Raw genomic sequence first — 15,813 nt, forward strand, 5'->3', positions numbered from 1 at the left:
TGCCGCTTGCCCTGTCGATGGAGGCGCATTATAGGGAGTTGAAACTTTCTGGCAAGAGGAAATATGCAGAAAAACCTGTTTTTTACGATTTTCAGGTTCGAATGCCTATTTATCCAACAAAAAGCCCCGCATCAGCGGGGCTTTAGCCAGTCAGGAGGCGGGTTTGCTACCTTTTTGACCAGAATTCCTGCGCAAAACTGCGCACCTTGTTCCAATCGGTAAACTCGATGTCCTTGCTGGTGTCCGTGCTGCCACCGGTCATCTTCATGATCAGCTTGATGATGCGGGTCTGCCAGCAGTTATAGTGGGAGTATTGCAGTGCCCCGGCAAACACCCCCAGGGTCTTCGGCTTCCAAGGAGAGAGGCGCAGGAACTTCTTCATATAGGCATTGGTTTGCGGTGTCTGCTTCTCCGGCTTGCGCGCCGTCAGGTTGACACAGAAGAAGGCGGCATTGGCCACTTCCAGCTGTTCATGGTGGGCATGGACGAAGCTGAGCAGGCTGGGATGGAAGTTGCCGTAACGAATGGAGGCGCCGATCAATACCTTGGCATACTTGCTGAGATTACATTTGGGCAGGGTATGCAGATCCTGCATTACCACTTCGCATCCTGATATTTCCTCCAGCATGACATCCACGATTTTACGCGTTTGCCCGTCCCGGGAAGAATAAAGCACCAAAATCTTGTCCATAGAAACCTCAACTACGCCAGAAAGCGGGGGTAAACAGTACCAGAAGTGTGAATATTTCCAATCGGCCAAACAGCATGGCGACGATCAGTATCCACTGCGCCGTTGCCGAGATCTTGCCGAAGTTGGCCGATACCTCTCCCAAGCCCGGCCCCACGTTGGTGAAGGCGGCGGCCACCGCAGAGAAGGCCGTCACCTCGTTCAGCCCCGTCATCAGCAACAGCAGCATAAAGATGAAGAACAGGATGATGTAGGTAGCGAAGTAGCCCCACACCGCCTCGACGATCCGCTCGGGGACGGCACGACGTCCCAGTTTCAGGGTGTAGATGGCGCGCGGGTGCACCAACCGCTTGAGCTCACGCATCCCCTGCAGGAACAGGATCATGAAACGCATCACCTTGATGCCGCCGCCGGTACTGCCGGCACAACAGCCGATGAAGGCGGAGAACATCAGCAACATGGGCAGGAAGGAGGGCCAGTCCGCGTAGCTGGTCGTGCTGTAACCCGTGGTCGTGCCCAGCGACACCGCCTGGAACAGGCCATGGTTGAGCGCCTCCTGCCAGGTAGCGTAGTGGCCGTGGAACAGTAAGGAGACGAAACAGATTAGGATCAGCACGCCCTGAATACCCAGGAACACCTTGAGCTCTGAGTCACGCAGATAGCTGCTCAGGCGCACCGGCTTGTGGGCGAACACCATGAAGTGCAAGGCGAAGTTGACGCTCGCCAGCAACAGGAACACCACAGTGATCAGGTTGATGGCCGGGCTGTTGAAGAAGCCGATGCTGGCATCATGGGTCGAGAAGCCCCCCACCGACAAGGTGGAGAAGGAGTGACAGATGGCATCGAACAGGGTCATGCCCGCCATCCAGTAAGCCAGCGCGCAGAGTGAGGTCAGCAACAGATAGATGAACCAGAGCGCCTTGGCCGTCTCGGCGATGCGCGGGGTCACCTTGTTGTCCTTGACCGGTCCCGGGATCTCGGCGCGATAGAGCTGCATGCCCCCGATACCGAGCAGCGGCAATATGGCGACCGCCAAGACGATGATCCCCATGCCCCCCAGCCACTGCAGCAGCTGGCGGTAGAAGAGGAAAGCCTTGGGCAGGTTGTCCAGCCCGGTCAGCACGGTCGCCCCCGTGGTGGTCAGGCCGGAGAACGACTCGAAGAAGGCCTCCGACACCGACATGCCGGGCACTTCCCCGAGCAGGAACGGCAATGCCCCCACGCTGCCCAGCACGACCCAGAACAGTACCACGATGAGGAATCCTTCCTTGGATCTCAGGTCTTTCTTCTGATGACGGTTCGGGAACCAGAGCATGGCACCGAGCAACAGGGCGATGAAGAAGGAGTTCACAAACTCGGCACCGCCCCCATCACGATACCCAAAAGCGACCATGGCCGGCAGCAGCATGGTTGAACTGAATAGCGCGACCAGCAGGCCAACGATACGAATGATGCTCAGAATTTGCATTCCGGCTCCCTCTTCAGGCTAAAAGAGCGATGGATTCTAGCCATCTAAGGGACGAAGAGATACCCGGCCGTGGGTTCTGTCGGTCAATTCTTGGGCCACCTGGGTCCAGATTGCCGTATCCCAGGCGATCTGCAGGCTGACCTGCTGGCCATAGTCTGCCGCCAGCAAGTGACCCTGATGGGCGACGATCAAGGCTTCCACCGCCCCCATGTCGGTATAGTCACAGCAGATAAGGGAGGGGCTCTGTTGGCGCTTTATCCGGGTCTCGAGTTGCTTGAGCGCCGTCCCCACACCGCCACCATAGGCCTTGACCAGGCCGCCGGTGCCGAGCAGCACGCCGCCGTAGTAGCGCACCACCACGGCCGCAATCTCACCAATCCCGGACCCCATCAGCTGGGCCAGCATGGGCTTGCCCGCCGTGCCCGAGGGCTCACCATCATCGCTGAAGCCATAGACCTGGTTGTCCTGCGGCGCGCCGGCGACAAAGGCCCAGCAATGATGCCGGGCCGTCGGGTGTTGCCGTTTGACCTCGCTGATCCAGGCCTTGGCTTCCTCAACCGTCGGCGTATGGGCCAACAAGGTAATGAAGCGGCTCTTCTTTATCTCTTCACTCAACTCCAGCGAGGCGGCGGGAATGGCGTAGTCTACCGCCATCAGAGTCCCGCTTGCCGCGTCAGGTTTTCTACCCTGTCGCCGTGCAGCACTATGTTGTCTTCGATACGGATGCCGCCAAACGGGCGCAGGGCCTCGACCTTGTTCCAGTTGACGCGCTTGCCCTGCTCACCCTGACGCAGTGGCTCCAGCAGGCTATCGATGAAGTAGAGACCGGGTTCGATGGTGAACACCTGACCCACCTCCATCACCCGGGTGCAACGCAGGTAGGGGAACTGCTCGGGCGCCGGCAGATGGGTGCCACGCTCGTCTTGCATGAAGCCACCCGCATCGTGCACCTGCAGGCCGAGGAAGTGGCCGAGCCCGTGCGGGAAGAACACATTGGTCACGCCGGTGTGGATCATCTCATCTACCGACATATCCACCAGCTCCACGGCCTGCAGCAGTCGCGCCAGTCTGTGGTGCATCTGCAGGTGCAGCTCGCTGTAGCGACGCCCCGGCTTGATCTCGTCGATGATCTCCTGCTGCTGGGCATCCAGCGCCGCGATCAGGTCGGCAAACTCACCCCGGCGCCAGGCCCAGGTACGGGTGATATCGGAGGCATAGCCGTGATAATCCACCCCGGCATCGATCAGGAAGGAGTGGCGCTCCGTATCCGCAATCCGCTGAGTGGAGAGCTGGGTGTAATGGAGAATGGCCGCGTTGCGGTTGATGGCGATGATGTTGCCATAGGGTGCCTCGTTCGCGCCCTGACCGACCGCCTTCATATAGGAAAGGTTGATCTCGAACTCGCTCGCCCCGGCCATGAAGGAGTCTTTGGCGGCGATGTGGCCACGCACGCCGATGCGGTTTGCCTCGCGCAGGCACTCCAGCTCGTAGGGCGTCTTGTAGGCTCGGTGATAGTGCAGATAGTTGAGCACCGCCTCCGGATTGGGCTGACCCAATCCCAGCAGCTCGGCCACCTCGAGATGGCCCCCAAGATAGGCCCACTCCTGCTTGTCGGCAGGCAGATGATCGGCGACCTGCTCCGGCTTGGTCAGGAAGCGAATGTCGAAGAAGTCGACCCAGAAGGCATTGGGCAGGTCCGCCACCTTGTGCCAGAAATCCACCGGCCGATAGAACAGCAACACCGGCTTGCTCACCCCGTCCACCAGCAACCAGCAGTGGGGGTTATCCAGCACCGGCAACCAGGCCTTGAACTGTGGATTGACCTTGAAGGGGTAGTCCTGATCGTCGAGGAAAATACGGTGGGTCTGGCCAGAGTGAATGGCCAGGCCGCCGAGTCCCTGCTGTTGCACTATGTCGCGGGTGCGTTGCTGCAGGGTATCGAGGTGCTGGGCAAAAAGTTGGCTGTAACTGCTCATGGCGTCCTGCTCCGGGCAAAATGTGGTTTCAGCATAACATCAAGCGGATCCGGGCTCGAGCCGTCAAGCTGTTGCTTCGTGAGGTAACGCATAGGTTACAGGCTTTATGTTATGAAACAAAAACCAACCATTAACAAATAGAGAACAATTCAATACACTGCCCCCAGACAGTAGATATCAGTAGTCAGGAACGATTCATGCAAAACCTTTGTCTGTGGCAGCCGGATCAGGACAGGATTCAACACTCCAACCTTTATCAGTTCATGGCCGAGGTGAACCACTTCCACGGCCTGCAACTGCGCAGCTACGCCGATCTCTATCAATGGTCGGTGGAGAAGACCACCCGTTTCTGGCCGCTGGTATGGCAACACTGCGGCGTCAAGGGCGAGCTCGGCGACATTGTGGCGGAGAACCGCCAGGAGATGCAGCGCGCCCGCTGGTTCCCGGACAGTCGTCTCAACTTCGCCGAAAACCTGCTGCGTCGCCAGGACGAGAGCCCGGCCATCGTCTCTCGCATCGAGGGGGGCGCGAGCCAGACCCTGAGCTGGGCCGAGCTCGGCGATCAGGTTGCCCGCCTGAGCCAGTGGCTGCGCGGCCAGGGCATTGGCCGCGGCGATGTGGTGGCGGCTTATCTGCCCAATATTCCTGAAGCCGTGATCGCCATGCTGGCGGCGACCAGCCTGGGGGCAGTCTGGACCTCCACCAGCCCGGACTTTGGCGAGGCCAGCGTGGTGGAGCGTTTCGGCCAGACCAGACCCAAGGTGCTGTTCGCGGTGGATGGCTATCGTTACGGCGGCAAGGCCATCGACATCCAGGCCAAGGTGGCCAGCCTGGTGGGTCAGCTGGACAGCATAGAGCAGACGGTGATGATCCCCCTGCTCGGCAGCCCCTTGCGGCTCGGTCAGGAGTGGGGCCAGATCCTGGCGAGCCAGGAGGGCGCTACCCTGCAGTTCGAAGCCATGGGATTCAACGATCCCCTCTATATCCTCTACTCCTCCGGCACCACCGGCAAACCCAAGTGCATCGTCCACGGCATCGGCGGCACCCTGCTGCAACATCTGAAAGAGCATCAGCTGCACTGCGACATCAAACCGGGGGAGCGAGTGTTCTACTTCACCACCTGCGGCTGGATGATGTGGAACTGGCTGGTGAGCGCGCTCGCCTCCGGCGCCACCCTGGTGCTCTATGACGGATCCCCCTTCTACCCGGACGGCAACGTGTTATGGGATCTGGCCCGCGACGAGCAGGTCACCCTGTTTGGCACCTCGGCCAAGTATCTGGATGCCTTGCACAAGCAGGGCTATGCCCCGATCAAGACCCATGAGTTGCCCGCATTGCGGCTTATCTGCAGCACCGGCTCCGTGCTTTCCCCTGAAGGATTCGACTACGTATATCAAGGAATTAAGCAGGACGTGCTACTGAGCTCCATAGCAGGCGGCACGGACATCTGTTCCTGCTTCGTCATCGGCAACCCCATCAGCCCCGTCTATCGCGGCGAGAGCCAGGGGCGCGGCCTCGGCCTCGCGGTGCAGGTGTTCAACGAGGCGGGCCAGCCGGTGCAGGGCGAGAAGGGCGAACTGGTCTGCACCAAACCCTTCCCCGCCCAGCCCATCTACTTCTGGGGAGACGAGCGCGGCGACAAGTATCATGCCGCCTACTTCGAGCGTTTCGACAATATCTGGTGCCACGGCGACTGGATCGAGCTGACCGACACCGGCGGCATCCTGTTCTACGGCCGCTCGGACGCCACCCTCAACCCGGGGGGCGTGCGCATCGGCACCAGCGAGATCTATCGCTACGTGGAGCAGCTCGACGAGGTGGAAGAGAGCATCGCCATCGGCCAGCAGTGGCAGCAGGACGAGCGAGTGGTGCTGTTCGTCAAGCTGACCGCCGGGCTCAAGCTGGACGAAGCGCTGCGCGAGCGCATCCGCCGGCAGATCAGCCAGCATTGTACCGTCCGCCACGTGCCCGCCCGCATCCTGCAGGTGGATGCTATCCCCCGTACCAAGTCCGGCAAGATAGTGGAGCTGGCGGTGCGGGAAGTGGTCCACAACAGGCCGGTCAACAACACCCACGCCCTCGCCGATCCCGAGGTGTTGAGCCAGTATCGCGACCGGCCCGAGCTGGCCAGCTGAGCTGTCACCCGTCATATCAAAGGCGCCCTTGGGCGCCTTTTTTCTGCCCTCTCCCCAGGCAAATGCAGTGACATCACAAGTGTTAAACAAATGTTTTAAATAGGTGTTGTAATTGTCTTGTTTTGGATCAATATTGAGCCTCGCCCCCTGCTGGGGAGAAAGGAGCAAAGCCCCCCACCGCGTGGGAACAAGGAGACACTCTCATGATCTACCAAGGCGAAACCCTGTCGGTCAGCTACCTCGAACACGGCATTGCCGAGCTGAGGTTTGATGCCCCGGGTTCAGTCAACAAGCTGGATCGCGCCACCCTGCTCTCACTGAGCGAAGCGATCGCCGCACTGCAGCAACAAGCCGATTTGAAGGGTCTGATCCTCACCTCCGGCAAAGACGCCTTTATCGTCGGCGCCGACATCACCGAATTCCTGGAACTGTTCGATCTGCCGCAAGAAGAGCTGCTCGGCTGGCTGAAAAAAGCCAACGACATCTTCAGCGCCATCGAAGATCTGCCGGTGCCGACCCTGTCCGCCATCAAGGGCCACGCCCTGGGCGGCGGCTGCGAGACTATTCTCTCCACCGATTTCCGTCTGGCCGACAGCAGCGCCAAGATTGGCCTGCCCGAGACCAAACTCGGCATCATGCCGGGCTTTGGCGGTACCGTTCGTCTGCCACGGGTGATCGGTGCAGACAATGCGCTGGAGTGGATTACCACCGGCAAGGATGTCCGTGCCGATGACGCCCTCAAGGTTGGCGCCGTCGATGCCGTGGTCGCCCCCGACGCGCTGCAGGCCGCTGCGCTGCAGATGATAAAAGACGCCATCGCAGGCAAGCTGGACTGGCAGAGCCGCCGCGCCGCCAAGAAGGCGCCGCTGCGTCTGTCCAAACTCGAAGCCATGATGAGCTTCAGCACCGCCGCCGGCATGGTTGCCGCGGTGGCTGGCAAGCATTATCCCGCCCCGATGACGGCGGTAAAAACCGTCGAAGCCGCCGCCGGCATGAGCCGCGACGAGGCGTTGGTGGTCGAGGCACAGGGCTTTATCAAGCTGGCCAAGACCGACGTCGCCAAGGCGCTGGTCGGCATCTTCTTGAACGATCAGCACATCAAGACGCTGGCCAAGAAGGCTGCCAAACAAGCCGCCAAGGCCACCAGCCACGCCGCCGTATTGGGTGCCGGCATCATGGGGGGCGGCATCGCCTACCAGTCCGCCAGCAAGGGCATTCCGGCGGTGATGAAGGACATCAACGAGAAGGCCTTGGCACTGGGCATGGGCGAAGCCACCAAGCTACTCAACGGCCAGCTCGAGCGAGGCCGCATCGACGGCATCAAGATGGGTCAGGTCCTCTCATCCATCACCCCCACCCTGAGCTACGACAACGTCAAGCACGTGGATCTGGTGGTCGAAGCCGTGGTCGAGAACCCCAAGGTGAAGGCGGCCGTACTCGGCGAAGTGGAAGCCATCCTGGGTGACGACGCCGTCCTCGCCAGTAACACTTCCACCATTCCCATCTCCCTGCTGGCCAAAGGCCTGAAGCGCCCCGAGAACTTCTGCGGCATGCACTTCTTCAACCCGGTGCACCGCATGCCCCTGGTTGAGATCATCCGTGGCGAGCAGACCAGTGATGACACCATCAACCGGGTGGTGGCCTACGCCGCCGCCATGGGCAAGTCGCCGGTGGTGGTCAACGACTGCCCTGGCTTCTTCGTCAACCGGGTGCTGTTCCCCTACTTCTTCGGCTTCAACCAGCTGGTTGCCGACGGAGCCGACTTCGCCGCCGTCGACAAGGTGATGGAAAAAGAGTTCGGCTGGCCCATGGGTCCGGCCTATCTGCTGGACGTGGTCGGCATCGATACCGGCCATCATGCCGGTGACGTCATGGCGCAAGGCTTCCCGACTCGCATGAGCAAGGAAGGCCGCACCGCCATCGATGTGATGTATGACGCCAGCCGCTTCGGTCAGAAGAATGGCAAGGGTTTCTACGCCTACGAGCAAGACAAGAAGGGCAAACCGAAGAAGGTGGCCGACGGCGCCGCTTACGAGCTGCTCGCCCCCATTGCCAAGCCGAAGCAGAATTACGACAAGGACGCCATCATCGCCCGCATGATGATCCCCATGATCAACGAGGTGGTGCTCTGCCTGGAAGAGGGCATAGTCGCCACCCCGGCCGAGGCGGACATCGCGCTGGTTTATGGCTTGGGCTTCCCTCCCTTCCGTGGTGGCGTGTTCCGCTATCTGGACACCATAGGTCTGGATCGTTACGTGGCCATGGCCGACCAGTATGCCAGTCTGGGCCCGCTCTACCGCGTCAGCGACAAGCTGCGTGAGATGGCCGCCCAGGGCAAAACCTTCTACTGATTGCGGAAAGGAGATCCATTCATGAAAGACGTAGTCATTGTCGACTGTATCCGGACCCCCATGGGCCGATCCAAGGGCGGCGCCTTCCGCAACGTGCGTGCAGAAGACCTGTCCGCGCACCTGATGAGTTCCATCTTGCTGCGCAACCCCAACCTCGATCCGAACGAGATCGAGGACATCTACTGGGGCTGCGTGCAGCAGACCCTGGAGCAGGGCTTCAACATCGCCCGCAACGCCGCCTTGCTGGCCGGTATTCCAAAGCAGGTCGGCGCGGTCACCGTCAACCGCCTGTGCGGATCCAGCATGCAGGCGCTGCACGATGCCTCCCGTGCTATTCAGGTCGGTGATGGCGACATCTTCATCATCGGCGGCGTGGAGCACATGGGCCACGTGCCCATGAGCCACGGGGTCGACTTCCACCCCGGCATGGCCAAATCCGTGGCCAAGGCCTCCGGCATGATGGGGCTGACCGCCGAACTGCTCGGCAAGCTGCACGGCATCAGCCGGGCGCAGCAGGATGAGTTTGCCGCCCGCTCCCACCGCCGCGCCTATGCCGCGACCCTGGAAGGGCGTTTTGCCAAGGAGATCGTCGGGCTGGAAGGCCATGACGCCACCGGCGCCCGCTTCTTCTACGACTACGACGAAGTGATCCGGCCGGAGACCACGGTCGACGTGCTGAGCCAGTTGCGCCCGGTGTTCGATCCGGTCAACGGCACTGTCACCGCCGGCACCTCCTCGGCGCTGTCCGATGGCGCCGCCGCCATGCTGGTGATGAGCGCGGACAGAGCCAAGGCGCTGGGGCTGACCCCGCGCGCCAAGGTGCGGGCCATGGCCATCGCCGGTTGCGACGCCGCCATCATGGGCTACGGCCCGGTGCCCGCAACCCAGAAGGCGCTCAAGCGCGCCGGTCTGACCGTGGGTGACATCGATCTGTTCGAGCTGAACGAGGCCTTTGCCGCCCAGTCCCTGCCCTGTGTGAAAGATCTGGGATTGCAGGATCTGGTGGAGGAGAAGGTGAACCTGAACGGCGGCGCCATCGCCTTGGGTCACCCCCTTGGCTGCTCCGGCGCCCGTATCTCCACCACCCTTATCAACCTGATGGAAGAGAAGGATGCCACCCTAGGGGTCGCGACCATGTGTATCGGTCTGGGTCAGGGCATCGCCACCGTGTTCGAGCGGGTATAACGAAGCCCCTGACCGGCCGCTCATATCGGTCGTTCAGGGCATTGCCCCCGCCCACGTTCGGGCGGGGGCATGCAATAGACAGCACTCCTCCTTAGAGGGGTAAGCAAAAATTGTCACTTTTGGGGTCGGCCTTGCCGGCCCGTCATCGAGTCTGTGGGTGTCACCACACGGGGAACACCCTGCCGTCGGAATCAGCGCATTGGCCGCCCCGTTTGGGTCGGCCTTTTTTCTTCTCGGCCCCTGATCAGAGGCTATATTGCCCATAACCTCACATTAGAGGGGGGGCTTGCTTGCTTTTTACTCCCTCGACAGGTTCAATCTGCACAAAAAAATGGGTGGATGCACATACATATGTCAACGAGCAAACAACTGCTGATCGTCGACGACGACCAAGAGATCCGCGAGCTGCTCAACGAATACCTGACCCGGGCGGGTTTTCAGGTATTGACGGCGGCGGAGGGCAACGAGATGCGCCAGCAACTCGCCCAGCACAGCCCGGACCTGATTATTCTGGACATCATGATGCCCGGCGACGATGGCTTTACCCTGTGCCAGCAGATCCGTCGCGACTCCCAGGTGCCCATCATCATGCTGACCGCCGCCTCCGATGAGGCTGATCGGGTGATCGGTCTCGAGCTCGGCGCGGACGACTACATCGCCAAGCCATTCAGCCCGCGCGAACTGCAGGCCCGCATCAAGGCGCTGCTGCGCCGTGCCGAATTCCGCCAACCGGAGAAAGAGAAGGAGCCGAGCCGTCGGCTGCGCTTCGCCGACTGGACCCTGGATACCCTGAGTCACCAGCTGACCCACGACGACGGCAGCTTGCTGGATCTCTCCGGCAGCGACGCCCTGCTGCTCGGCATGTTCCTGCAACAGCCAGGTGTGGTGCTGGACAGAGACACCATCTCGGACGCCACCCGTGGCCGCGAGAGCCTGCCAATGGAGCGCGGCATCGACGTGCAGATCAGCCGTCTGCGCCAGAAGTTGGGTGACAACGGCAAGAGCCCGCGCATCATCAAGACCATCCGCGGCAGTGGCTACATGCTGATCGCCGAAGTCCACGAACTGCCATGAAAGACCCGCAGCTCTGGCAGACATGGCTTCATGAAAGCGGCGACATGCTGATCGATAAAAGACGCGAGATCCCATGAGGGGCAAATTCTGGCAGGCGCTGGTGCCGCGCTCCCTGTTGTCACGGATGCTGCTCCTGCTGCTGCTCGCCATTCTGCTCTCCCAGACCATACTCACCGGCATCTGGATGCAGCAGATCCAGAAGCGGGAGCTGGAGGGCATGCTCAGCACCACCCGCAACCTGGCATTGTCGGCCGCTTCCACCGTCAACTTCTTCAAGTCGCTGCCGCTGCAATACCGCCACATCGCGCTGGATCAGCTGCGCAACATGGGGGGCAGCCGCTTCTTCGTCTCCCTGAACGAGGAAGAGATCCACATCAGTGCCATCCCCGAGAGCGAGCGCAAGACGCTGGTGCTGAAAGAGGTGCAGGAGGTGCTCGCCCGCAAGCTCTCCGACGCCATGGCGATCAAGGTGGACTTCTCCCGCCCCGAAGAGCTGCACGTGTTCAACAACGACACCCTGCTGGCGGATTTGCCCTCCTCCTGGGCGCGCTACACCCTGTCCCTCGAACCCATCAATCCGCCGGTGCTGGTGACCCAGATCGAGATCGAACCCGGTGAGTGGCTCTATCTGGCGGCTTTGTTGCCCGCCCCTTACATGACGCTGGATGACACCGTCATGCCGAGCAACCAAATACGCTTCATCGCCCTGATGACGGTGTTCCTCTGCTTCTTCACCTTCATGCTGGTGCGCTGGCAGACCCGGCCCCTGCGCCGTCTCGCCAAGGCGGCGGTCAATCTCGGCAAGGACATCGATCAGCCGTCGCTGAAGGAGGAAGGGGCCTCGGAAATCGTCGCCGCCACCCGCGCCTTCAACATCATGCAGCAGCGCATCCGCCGCTTCATCGATGACAGGGAACGGCTGTTCAGCTCCATCTCCCACGATCTCAAGACCCCCATCACCCGGCTACGGTTGCGAGTCGAACTGCTCGACGACGAGACCCAGATAGCCAAGTTCAACAAGGATCTGGACGAGCTGGAGCTGATGGTGAAAGGGGCGCTGCAGACGGTCAAGGAGACCGACATCCACGAGAACATCGAGCAGATCGACGTCAACGCTCTGCTGGAGCAGATGGCGGAGGCCATGAACCTGCACGAGGATCTGCTCACCATCGAGGGACACTGCAAATGGCCCTATCGCGGCAAGCTGCTGGCCCTCAAGCGCTGCATCGGCAACCTGGTGGACAATGGCATCAAGTACGGCCACAGGGTGCGCATCATCGTCATGGACGATGAGGAGATGCTGATCCTGTTCATCATGGACGAAGGGCAAGGCCTGCCGGACGATCAGCTGGAACGCATCTTCGAGCCCTATTACCGGCTGAGCAAGGACCCCTCCGGGACCGGCCTTGGCCTCGGCATCGCCCGCAACATCGCCCACGCCCATGGCGGCGATCTGGTGCTGGAAAATCGCCCCCAGGGTGGCCTGCAGGCGACCCTCTCCCTACCAAGGCAGTAACCTTATGAAGTGGTTGTCTTTTTCTGTCATAGCCCTGCTATCCCTGCCCATCAGTGCCGCCCAGGTGGAGGTGCTGCACTGGTGGACCTCGGGTGGCGAAGCCAGGGCGGTGGAAGTCCTCAAGTCGCAATGGGCCGAGCGCGGCAACCAGTGGAACGACTTCGCGGTGCAGGGCGGCGGCGGCAAGAGCGCCATGACGGTACTGAAAAGCCGGGCGCTGGCGGCTAATCCGCCGGAGGCGGCGCACCTCAAGGGCTATGAGCTGCACGAGTGGGCCAGCCTCGGCTTCCTGCGCGATCTCAGCCCCATGGCCGAGCACCTCGGCTGGTACCCGCAGCTCTCCCCCATGGTGCGCGAGACCCTGAGTCAAAATGGCGCCCTGATGGCGGTGCCGACCGGCATCCACCGCGTCAACTGGCTGTGGCTCAACCGCAAGGTGTTCGAGCGGCTGGGATTGACGCCCCCCACCGACTGGAGCCAGTTCATGGCGGTGGCGGAACAACTCAAGGCGCAAGGGGTGGCGCCGCTCGCCATCGGCAACGAGCCCTGGCAGCTGGCGGTATTGTTCGAAACCGTGGCGCTCGGTGAAGGGGGCAAAGAGTTCTACCGCAAGGCCTTCCTGGAGCAGGATGCGGCCACCCTGACCGGGCCCGACATGGTGCGGGTGCTGACCCGCTTCCGGCAGCTGCGCAGCTATGTGCCGGAGAAATACGCCGGCATGAAGTGGCACCAGGCGACCAACCTGCTGGAGAGCGGCGGGGCCGCCATGCAGATCATGGGAGACTGGGTGAAGGGTGAGCTGAGCGCCGGCAATTACCGGCCAGGGGAAGACATCGAATGCCTGCCAAGCCCGGGCAGCCTGGGCTTGTTCAGCTACAACCTGGACTCCATCGCCATGTTCAAGCAGCGCGATCCCGCCCAGTTGCAGGCCCAGGGCGAGCTGGCCCAACTGCTGATGACGCCGAAATTCCAGGAGGAGTTCAACCGGGTGAAGGGCTCCATCCCCGCCCTGATCAAGCCGGACATGAGCAAGTTCGATCGCTGCGCCATCCGCTCTTACCAAGACTTCCAGCAAGCGGAGCGTGACGGCAGCCTGCTGCCCAGCATGGCGGAGGGGATGGCGGTGCCGACCAACATGCGCCAGGCGATCATGGATGTGCTGAGCGGCTTCTTTAACGACAGCAGGGCCAACCCGGAGCAGACGGCGCTGCAACTGGAGCGGGCCATGCGTTCGACCCGTTCCGGTGCCGAGCAGAAATGACAAAGGCGGAGCATCTCCGCCTTTGGGTACCAAAAGAGCCTGTCTGATTCAGGATTGATCGTTGTCGTCCTCATCCTCGTCGTAGTAGTCGCTGAGCTCGATCCAGAGCCCCAGCCCTATCATCACCATGGCACCGAACCAGGTGCCGGTGTTTCCAATCGGGCTGCCCAGCACTATCATGGCGAAGGACAGGAACCCCATGCCTGCGTAGGCTTGTAATCTGCCGTAGGAGACCTGCATATTCACACCTCCTTGTTGAATATGATTCAATTTTTATATTACTCATCGCGCCGGGAGTGGATAGGGCCAGATCACACTTTGGTTACATATGCTGCTTTTCGCCCTGTAATTTGATTATTTTTTCGCCTTGAGTATCATTGGCAGCTGAATTGGTTGAAGGTTGATTATTGATGAGTGCTTTATTCTGCGACGCGACCCATAAATTGGACGCAATCGGGCTTCGTTGCCCTGAACCCGTGACGATAGCGCGCAAGAAAATACGGCTGAAGGTTGATTATTGATGAGTGCTTTATTCTGCGACGCGACCCATGAATTGGATGCAATCGGGCCTCGTTGCCCGGAGCCCGTGACAATAGCGCGCAAGAAAATACGGCTGAAGGTTGATTATTGATGAGTACTTTATTCTGCGATGCAACTCACGAGTTGGACGCAATCGGGCTTCGTTGCCCTGAACCCGTGATGATGGTGCGCAAGAAAGTGCGGCTGATGGCCGAGGGGGAGACCCTGCTGGTCAGCGCCGACGATCCCTCCACCACCCGCGACATCCCCAGTTTCTGCCGTTTCATGGATCACACCCTGATCGCCAGCGAAACAGCACAGGCCCCCTATCGCTATCTGATCCGCAAGGGTCAATGAGCCCAGCTTCGGAGCAAACATGACAGCCATTACCCGAATTGGCACCACGGCCCGTTGGTCAGATGTGGTCATTCACAACGGCACCCTCTACGTGGTGGAAGTCCCCGCTACCGAGAGCGCCGACATTCACCAGCAGACCCGTGAAGTGCTGACCAGCCTGCAAGGCCTGCTGGAAGCCAATGGCTCCGGTGTTGGCAAGATCCTGATGGCCAACATCTACCTCAAAGACATCGGCGACATCGCGGCCTTCAACGCCCAGTGGGATGCTTGGATCCCGGCGGGCACCGCCCCCGTCCGCGCCTGTGTGCAGGCTCGCCTCGCCCACGAAGGCTACAAGGTCGAAGTGCAGCTGACCGCGGCTGTGTAAGTCGGGAGGGATCTATCCCCGCGATAGGCAGGTAAATCGCCGCCCCCCTCATCCCCAACCCTTCTCCCGCGAGGGGAGAAGGGAGACGAGAGCGCAGCTCCATGTCTCTCAACGGCACAAACAAAAAAGCCCCGCCAGATTGGCGGGGCTTTTTTATTGCCGGGAACCGGACCGCTTAGGCGGTCGGGGTCAGGGTGATGGTCACCCGACGGTTCTGGGCCTTGCCGGCGGCGGTGCTGTTGCTGGCAACCGGCTGATCCGGGCCAACACCACTGGTGGAGATGCGGCTGCCGGTCACACCCTGACCGATCAGTTGGGCGGCGACGGCGTCGGCGCGCTGAGCGGAGAGCTTCATGTTCAGGTCACGGGAACCTGTGCTGTCGGTGTGGCCGACCACGTTCAGACGGGTCTTGTCGAACTCGGCCACCACCATGGCAACGCCAGACAGGGTATTGGCCCCTGCCGCTTTCAGCTGGGCGCTGGAGCTGTCGAAGGTGACGTTGTTCGGCATGTTGAGGATCAGCTCGTCACCGTTACGGGTCACGCTGACGCCGGTGCCTTGCAGCTTCTCGCGCAGCTTGGCTTCCTGCACATCCATGTAGTAACCGATACCGCCACCCAGCGCGGCGCCGGCGGCCACCCCGGTCAGGATGCCCTTCTTGCGATCACCCTTGCTGGAGGAGAGTGCGCCCACGGCAGCCCCCGTCGCGGCACCGGCCAGCGCGCCCCAGGCACCCTTGGAGGTCTGGGATTCACCGGTATAGGGGTTGGTAGTACAGCCGGTCATGGCGATGGTCAAGGCAAGTGCAGGAACGAGTTTCTTGAAATGCATGGAAAAAACCTCTGAAAAAGAACGACGCTAACCAATGGTCGCGCATTCTACCTCAGGGGAGCGCCAGAGTGTGACGCTCGGACA

General features: G+C 61.1%; 14 protein-coding genes and 1 pseudogene. 9 read left to right on the plus strand and 6 right to left on the minus strand.

What is annotated here, in order from left to right:
• Window positions 1–166: 166 nt before the first annotated feature.
• From hemG to pepQ, 4 genes are read right to left on the minus strand one after another with little or no spacing between them, the layout of a single operon-like run.
• A complete protein-coding gene (gene hemG, locus BN1137_RS20875; RefSeq protein WP_050720436.1) occupies window positions 167–691 on the minus strand; it encodes a menaquinone-dependent protoporphyrinogen IX dehydrogenase in 525 nt (174 codons plus the stop codon).
• A 7-nt stretch (window positions 692–698) separates the two neighbouring features.
• The gene (locus BN1137_RS20880; protein WP_050720437.1) at window positions 699–2,156 is read right to left on the minus strand and encodes a TrkH family potassium uptake protein; all 1,458 of its coding nucleotides are present in this window, start codon (window positions 2,154–2,156) and stop codon (window positions 699–701) included.
• Between the two features lie 36 nt (window positions 2,157–2,192).
• Window positions 2,193–2,810: a YigZ family protein gene (locus BN1137_RS20885; protein ID WP_050720438.1), complete on the minus strand. Its 618-nt coding sequence runs from the start codon at window positions 2,808–2,810 to the stop codon at window positions 2,193–2,195.
• The gene (gene pepQ, locus BN1137_RS20890; protein ID WP_050720439.1) at window positions 2,810–4,132 is read right to left on the minus strand and encodes a Xaa-Pro dipeptidase; all 1,323 of its coding nucleotides are present in this window, start codon (window positions 4,130–4,132) and stop codon (window positions 2,810–2,812) included. Before pepQ ends, BN1137_RS20885 begins: the two co-directional genes overlap by 1 nt.
• 197 nt (window positions 4,133–4,329) lie before the next feature.
• Here pepQ and BN1137_RS20895 point away from each other — a divergent pair, with 197 nt between their 5' ends.
• From BN1137_RS20895 to BN1137_RS20920, 6 genes are all read left to right on the plus strand, one after another.
• Entirely contained in the window at window positions 4,330–6,267 is a 1,938-nt protein-coding gene (locus tag BN1137_RS20895; RefSeq protein WP_050720440.1) for an acetoacetate--CoA ligase, read from the plus strand.
• 203 nt (window positions 6,268–6,470) lie between these two features.
• On the plus strand, window positions 6,471–8,618 hold the full coding sequence (fadB, locus tag BN1137_RS20900; RefSeq protein WP_050720441.1) for a fatty acid oxidation complex subunit alpha FadB: 2,148 nt from the start codon (window positions 6,471–6,473) through the stop codon (window positions 8,616–8,618).
• 21 nt (window positions 8,619–8,639) lie between these two features.
• Entirely contained in the window at window positions 8,640–9,803 is a 1,164-nt protein-coding gene (gene fadA / locus BN1137_RS20905; RefSeq protein WP_050720442.1) for an acetyl-CoA C-acyltransferase FadA, read from the plus strand.
• Window positions 9,804–10,154: 351 nt separating this feature from the next.
• Window positions 10,155–10,877 (plus strand): response regulator, encoded by a 723-nt coding sequence (locus BN1137_RS20910; protein WP_050720443.1) that lies wholly within the window; start codon window positions 10,155–10,157, stop codon window positions 10,875–10,877.
• A gap of 73 nt (window positions 10,878–10,950) precedes the next feature.
• Window positions 10,951–12,393 carry an ATP-binding protein gene (locus tag BN1137_RS20915; protein ID WP_050720444.1) on the plus strand — a complete coding sequence of 481 codons (1,443 nt, stop codon included), beginning with the start codon at window positions 10,951–10,953 and terminating at the stop codon, window positions 12,391–12,393.
• 4 nt (window positions 12,394–12,397) lie between these two features.
• Complete coding sequence (locus BN1137_RS20920; protein ID WP_050720445.1) at window positions 12,398–13,654, plus strand: ABC transporter substrate-binding protein; 1,257 nt, start codon at window positions 12,398–12,400, stop codon at window positions 13,652–13,654.
• A gap of 48 nt (window positions 13,655–13,702) precedes the next feature.
• On the opposite strand, the gene BN1137_RS20925 is transcribed toward BN1137_RS20920, so the two are convergent.
• A complete protein-coding gene (locus BN1137_RS20925; RefSeq protein ID WP_050720446.1) occupies window positions 13,703–13,894 on the minus strand; it encodes a hypothetical protein in 192 nt (63 codons plus the stop codon).
• A 170-nt stretch (window positions 13,895–14,064) separates the two neighbouring features.
• Between BN1137_RS20925 and BN1137_RS22160 the strand changes: the two are divergent.
• The 3 genes and pseudogenes from BN1137_RS22160 to BN1137_RS20935 form a co-directional block, all read left to right on the plus strand.
• Window positions 14,065–14,160 (plus strand): annotated as a pseudogene (locus tag BN1137_RS22160) (sulfurtransferase TusA); the annotation flags it as partial.
• Window positions 14,161–14,284: 124 nt separating this feature from the next.
• Window positions 14,285–14,530: a sulfurtransferase TusA gene (tusA, locus tag BN1137_RS20930; RefSeq protein ID WP_050720447.1), complete on the plus strand. Its 246-nt coding sequence runs from the start codon at window positions 14,285–14,287 to the stop codon at window positions 14,528–14,530.
• Between the two features lie 19 nt (window positions 14,531–14,549).
• Window positions 14,550–14,897: a RidA family protein gene (locus BN1137_RS20935; RefSeq protein ID WP_050720448.1), complete on the plus strand. Its 348-nt coding sequence runs from the start codon at window positions 14,550–14,552 to the stop codon at window positions 14,895–14,897.
• Window positions 14,898–15,072: 175 nt separating this feature from the next.
• Here the strand turns inward: BN1137_RS20935 and BN1137_RS20940 are convergent, their stop codons facing one another.
• Window positions 15,073–15,729 carry an OmpA family lipoprotein gene (locus tag BN1137_RS20940; RefSeq protein WP_050720449.1) on the minus strand — a complete coding sequence of 219 codons (657 nt, stop codon included), beginning with the start codon at window positions 15,727–15,729 and terminating at the stop codon, window positions 15,073–15,075.
• Window positions 15,730–15,813: the final 84 nt, after the last annotated feature.

This window comes from Aeromonas tecta (assembly GCF_000820185.1).
In the GTDB taxonomy this organism is placed as follows: Bacteria; Pseudomonadota; Gammaproteobacteria; order Enterobacterales; family Aeromonadaceae; genus Aeromonas; species Aeromonas tecta.

Excerpts from the sequence above, each read along its gene's own strand:
- hemG (WP_050720436.1), bottom strand. The coding sequence starts at position 691 with ATGGACAAGATTTTGGTGCTTTATTCTTCCCGGGACGGGCAAACGCGT.
- BN1137_RS20880 (WP_050720437.1), bottom strand. The coding sequence starts at position 2,156 with ATGCAAATTCTGAGCATCATTCGTATCGTTGGCCTGCTGGTCGCGCTA.
- BN1137_RS20885 (WP_050720438.1), bottom strand. The coding sequence starts at position 2,810 with ATGGCGGTAGACTACGCCATTCCCGCCGCCTCGCTGGAGTTGAGTGAA.
- pepQ (WP_050720439.1), bottom strand. The coding sequence starts at position 4,132 with ATGAGCAGTTACAGCCAACTTTTTGCCCAGCACCTCGATACCCTGCAG.
- BN1137_RS20895 (WP_050720440.1), top strand. The coding sequence starts at position 4,330 with ATGCAAAACCTTTGTCTGTGGCAGCCGGATCAGGACAGGATTCAACAC.
- fadB (WP_050720441.1), top strand. The coding sequence starts at position 6,471 with ATGATCTACCAAGGCGAAACCCTGTCGGTCAGCTACCTCGAACACGGC.
- fadA (WP_050720442.1), top strand. The coding sequence starts at position 8,640 with ATGAAAGACGTAGTCATTGTCGACTGTATCCGGACCCCCATGGGCCGA.
- BN1137_RS20910 (WP_050720443.1), top strand. The coding sequence starts at position 10,155 with ATGTCAACGAGCAAACAACTGCTGATCGTCGACGACGACCAAGAGATC.
- BN1137_RS20915 (WP_050720444.1), top strand. The coding sequence starts at position 10,951 with ATGAGGGGCAAATTCTGGCAGGCGCTGGTGCCGCGCTCCCTGTTGTCA.
- BN1137_RS20920 (WP_050720445.1), top strand. The coding sequence starts at position 12,398 with ATGAAGTGGTTGTCTTTTTCTGTCATAGCCCTGCTATCCCTGCCCATC.
- BN1137_RS20925 (WP_050720446.1), bottom strand. The coding sequence starts at position 13,894 with ATGCAGGTCTCCTACGGCAGATTACAAGCCTACGCAGGCATGGGGTTC.
- tusA (WP_050720447.1), top strand. The coding sequence starts at position 14,285 with ATGAGTACTTTATTCTGCGATGCAACTCACGAGTTGGACGCAATCGGG.
- BN1137_RS20935 (WP_050720448.1), top strand. The coding sequence starts at position 14,550 with ATGACAGCCATTACCCGAATTGGCACCACGGCCCGTTGGTCAGATGTG.
- BN1137_RS20940 (WP_050720449.1), bottom strand. The coding sequence starts at position 15,729 with ATGCATTTCAAGAAACTCGTTCCTGCACTTGCCTTGACCATCGCCATG.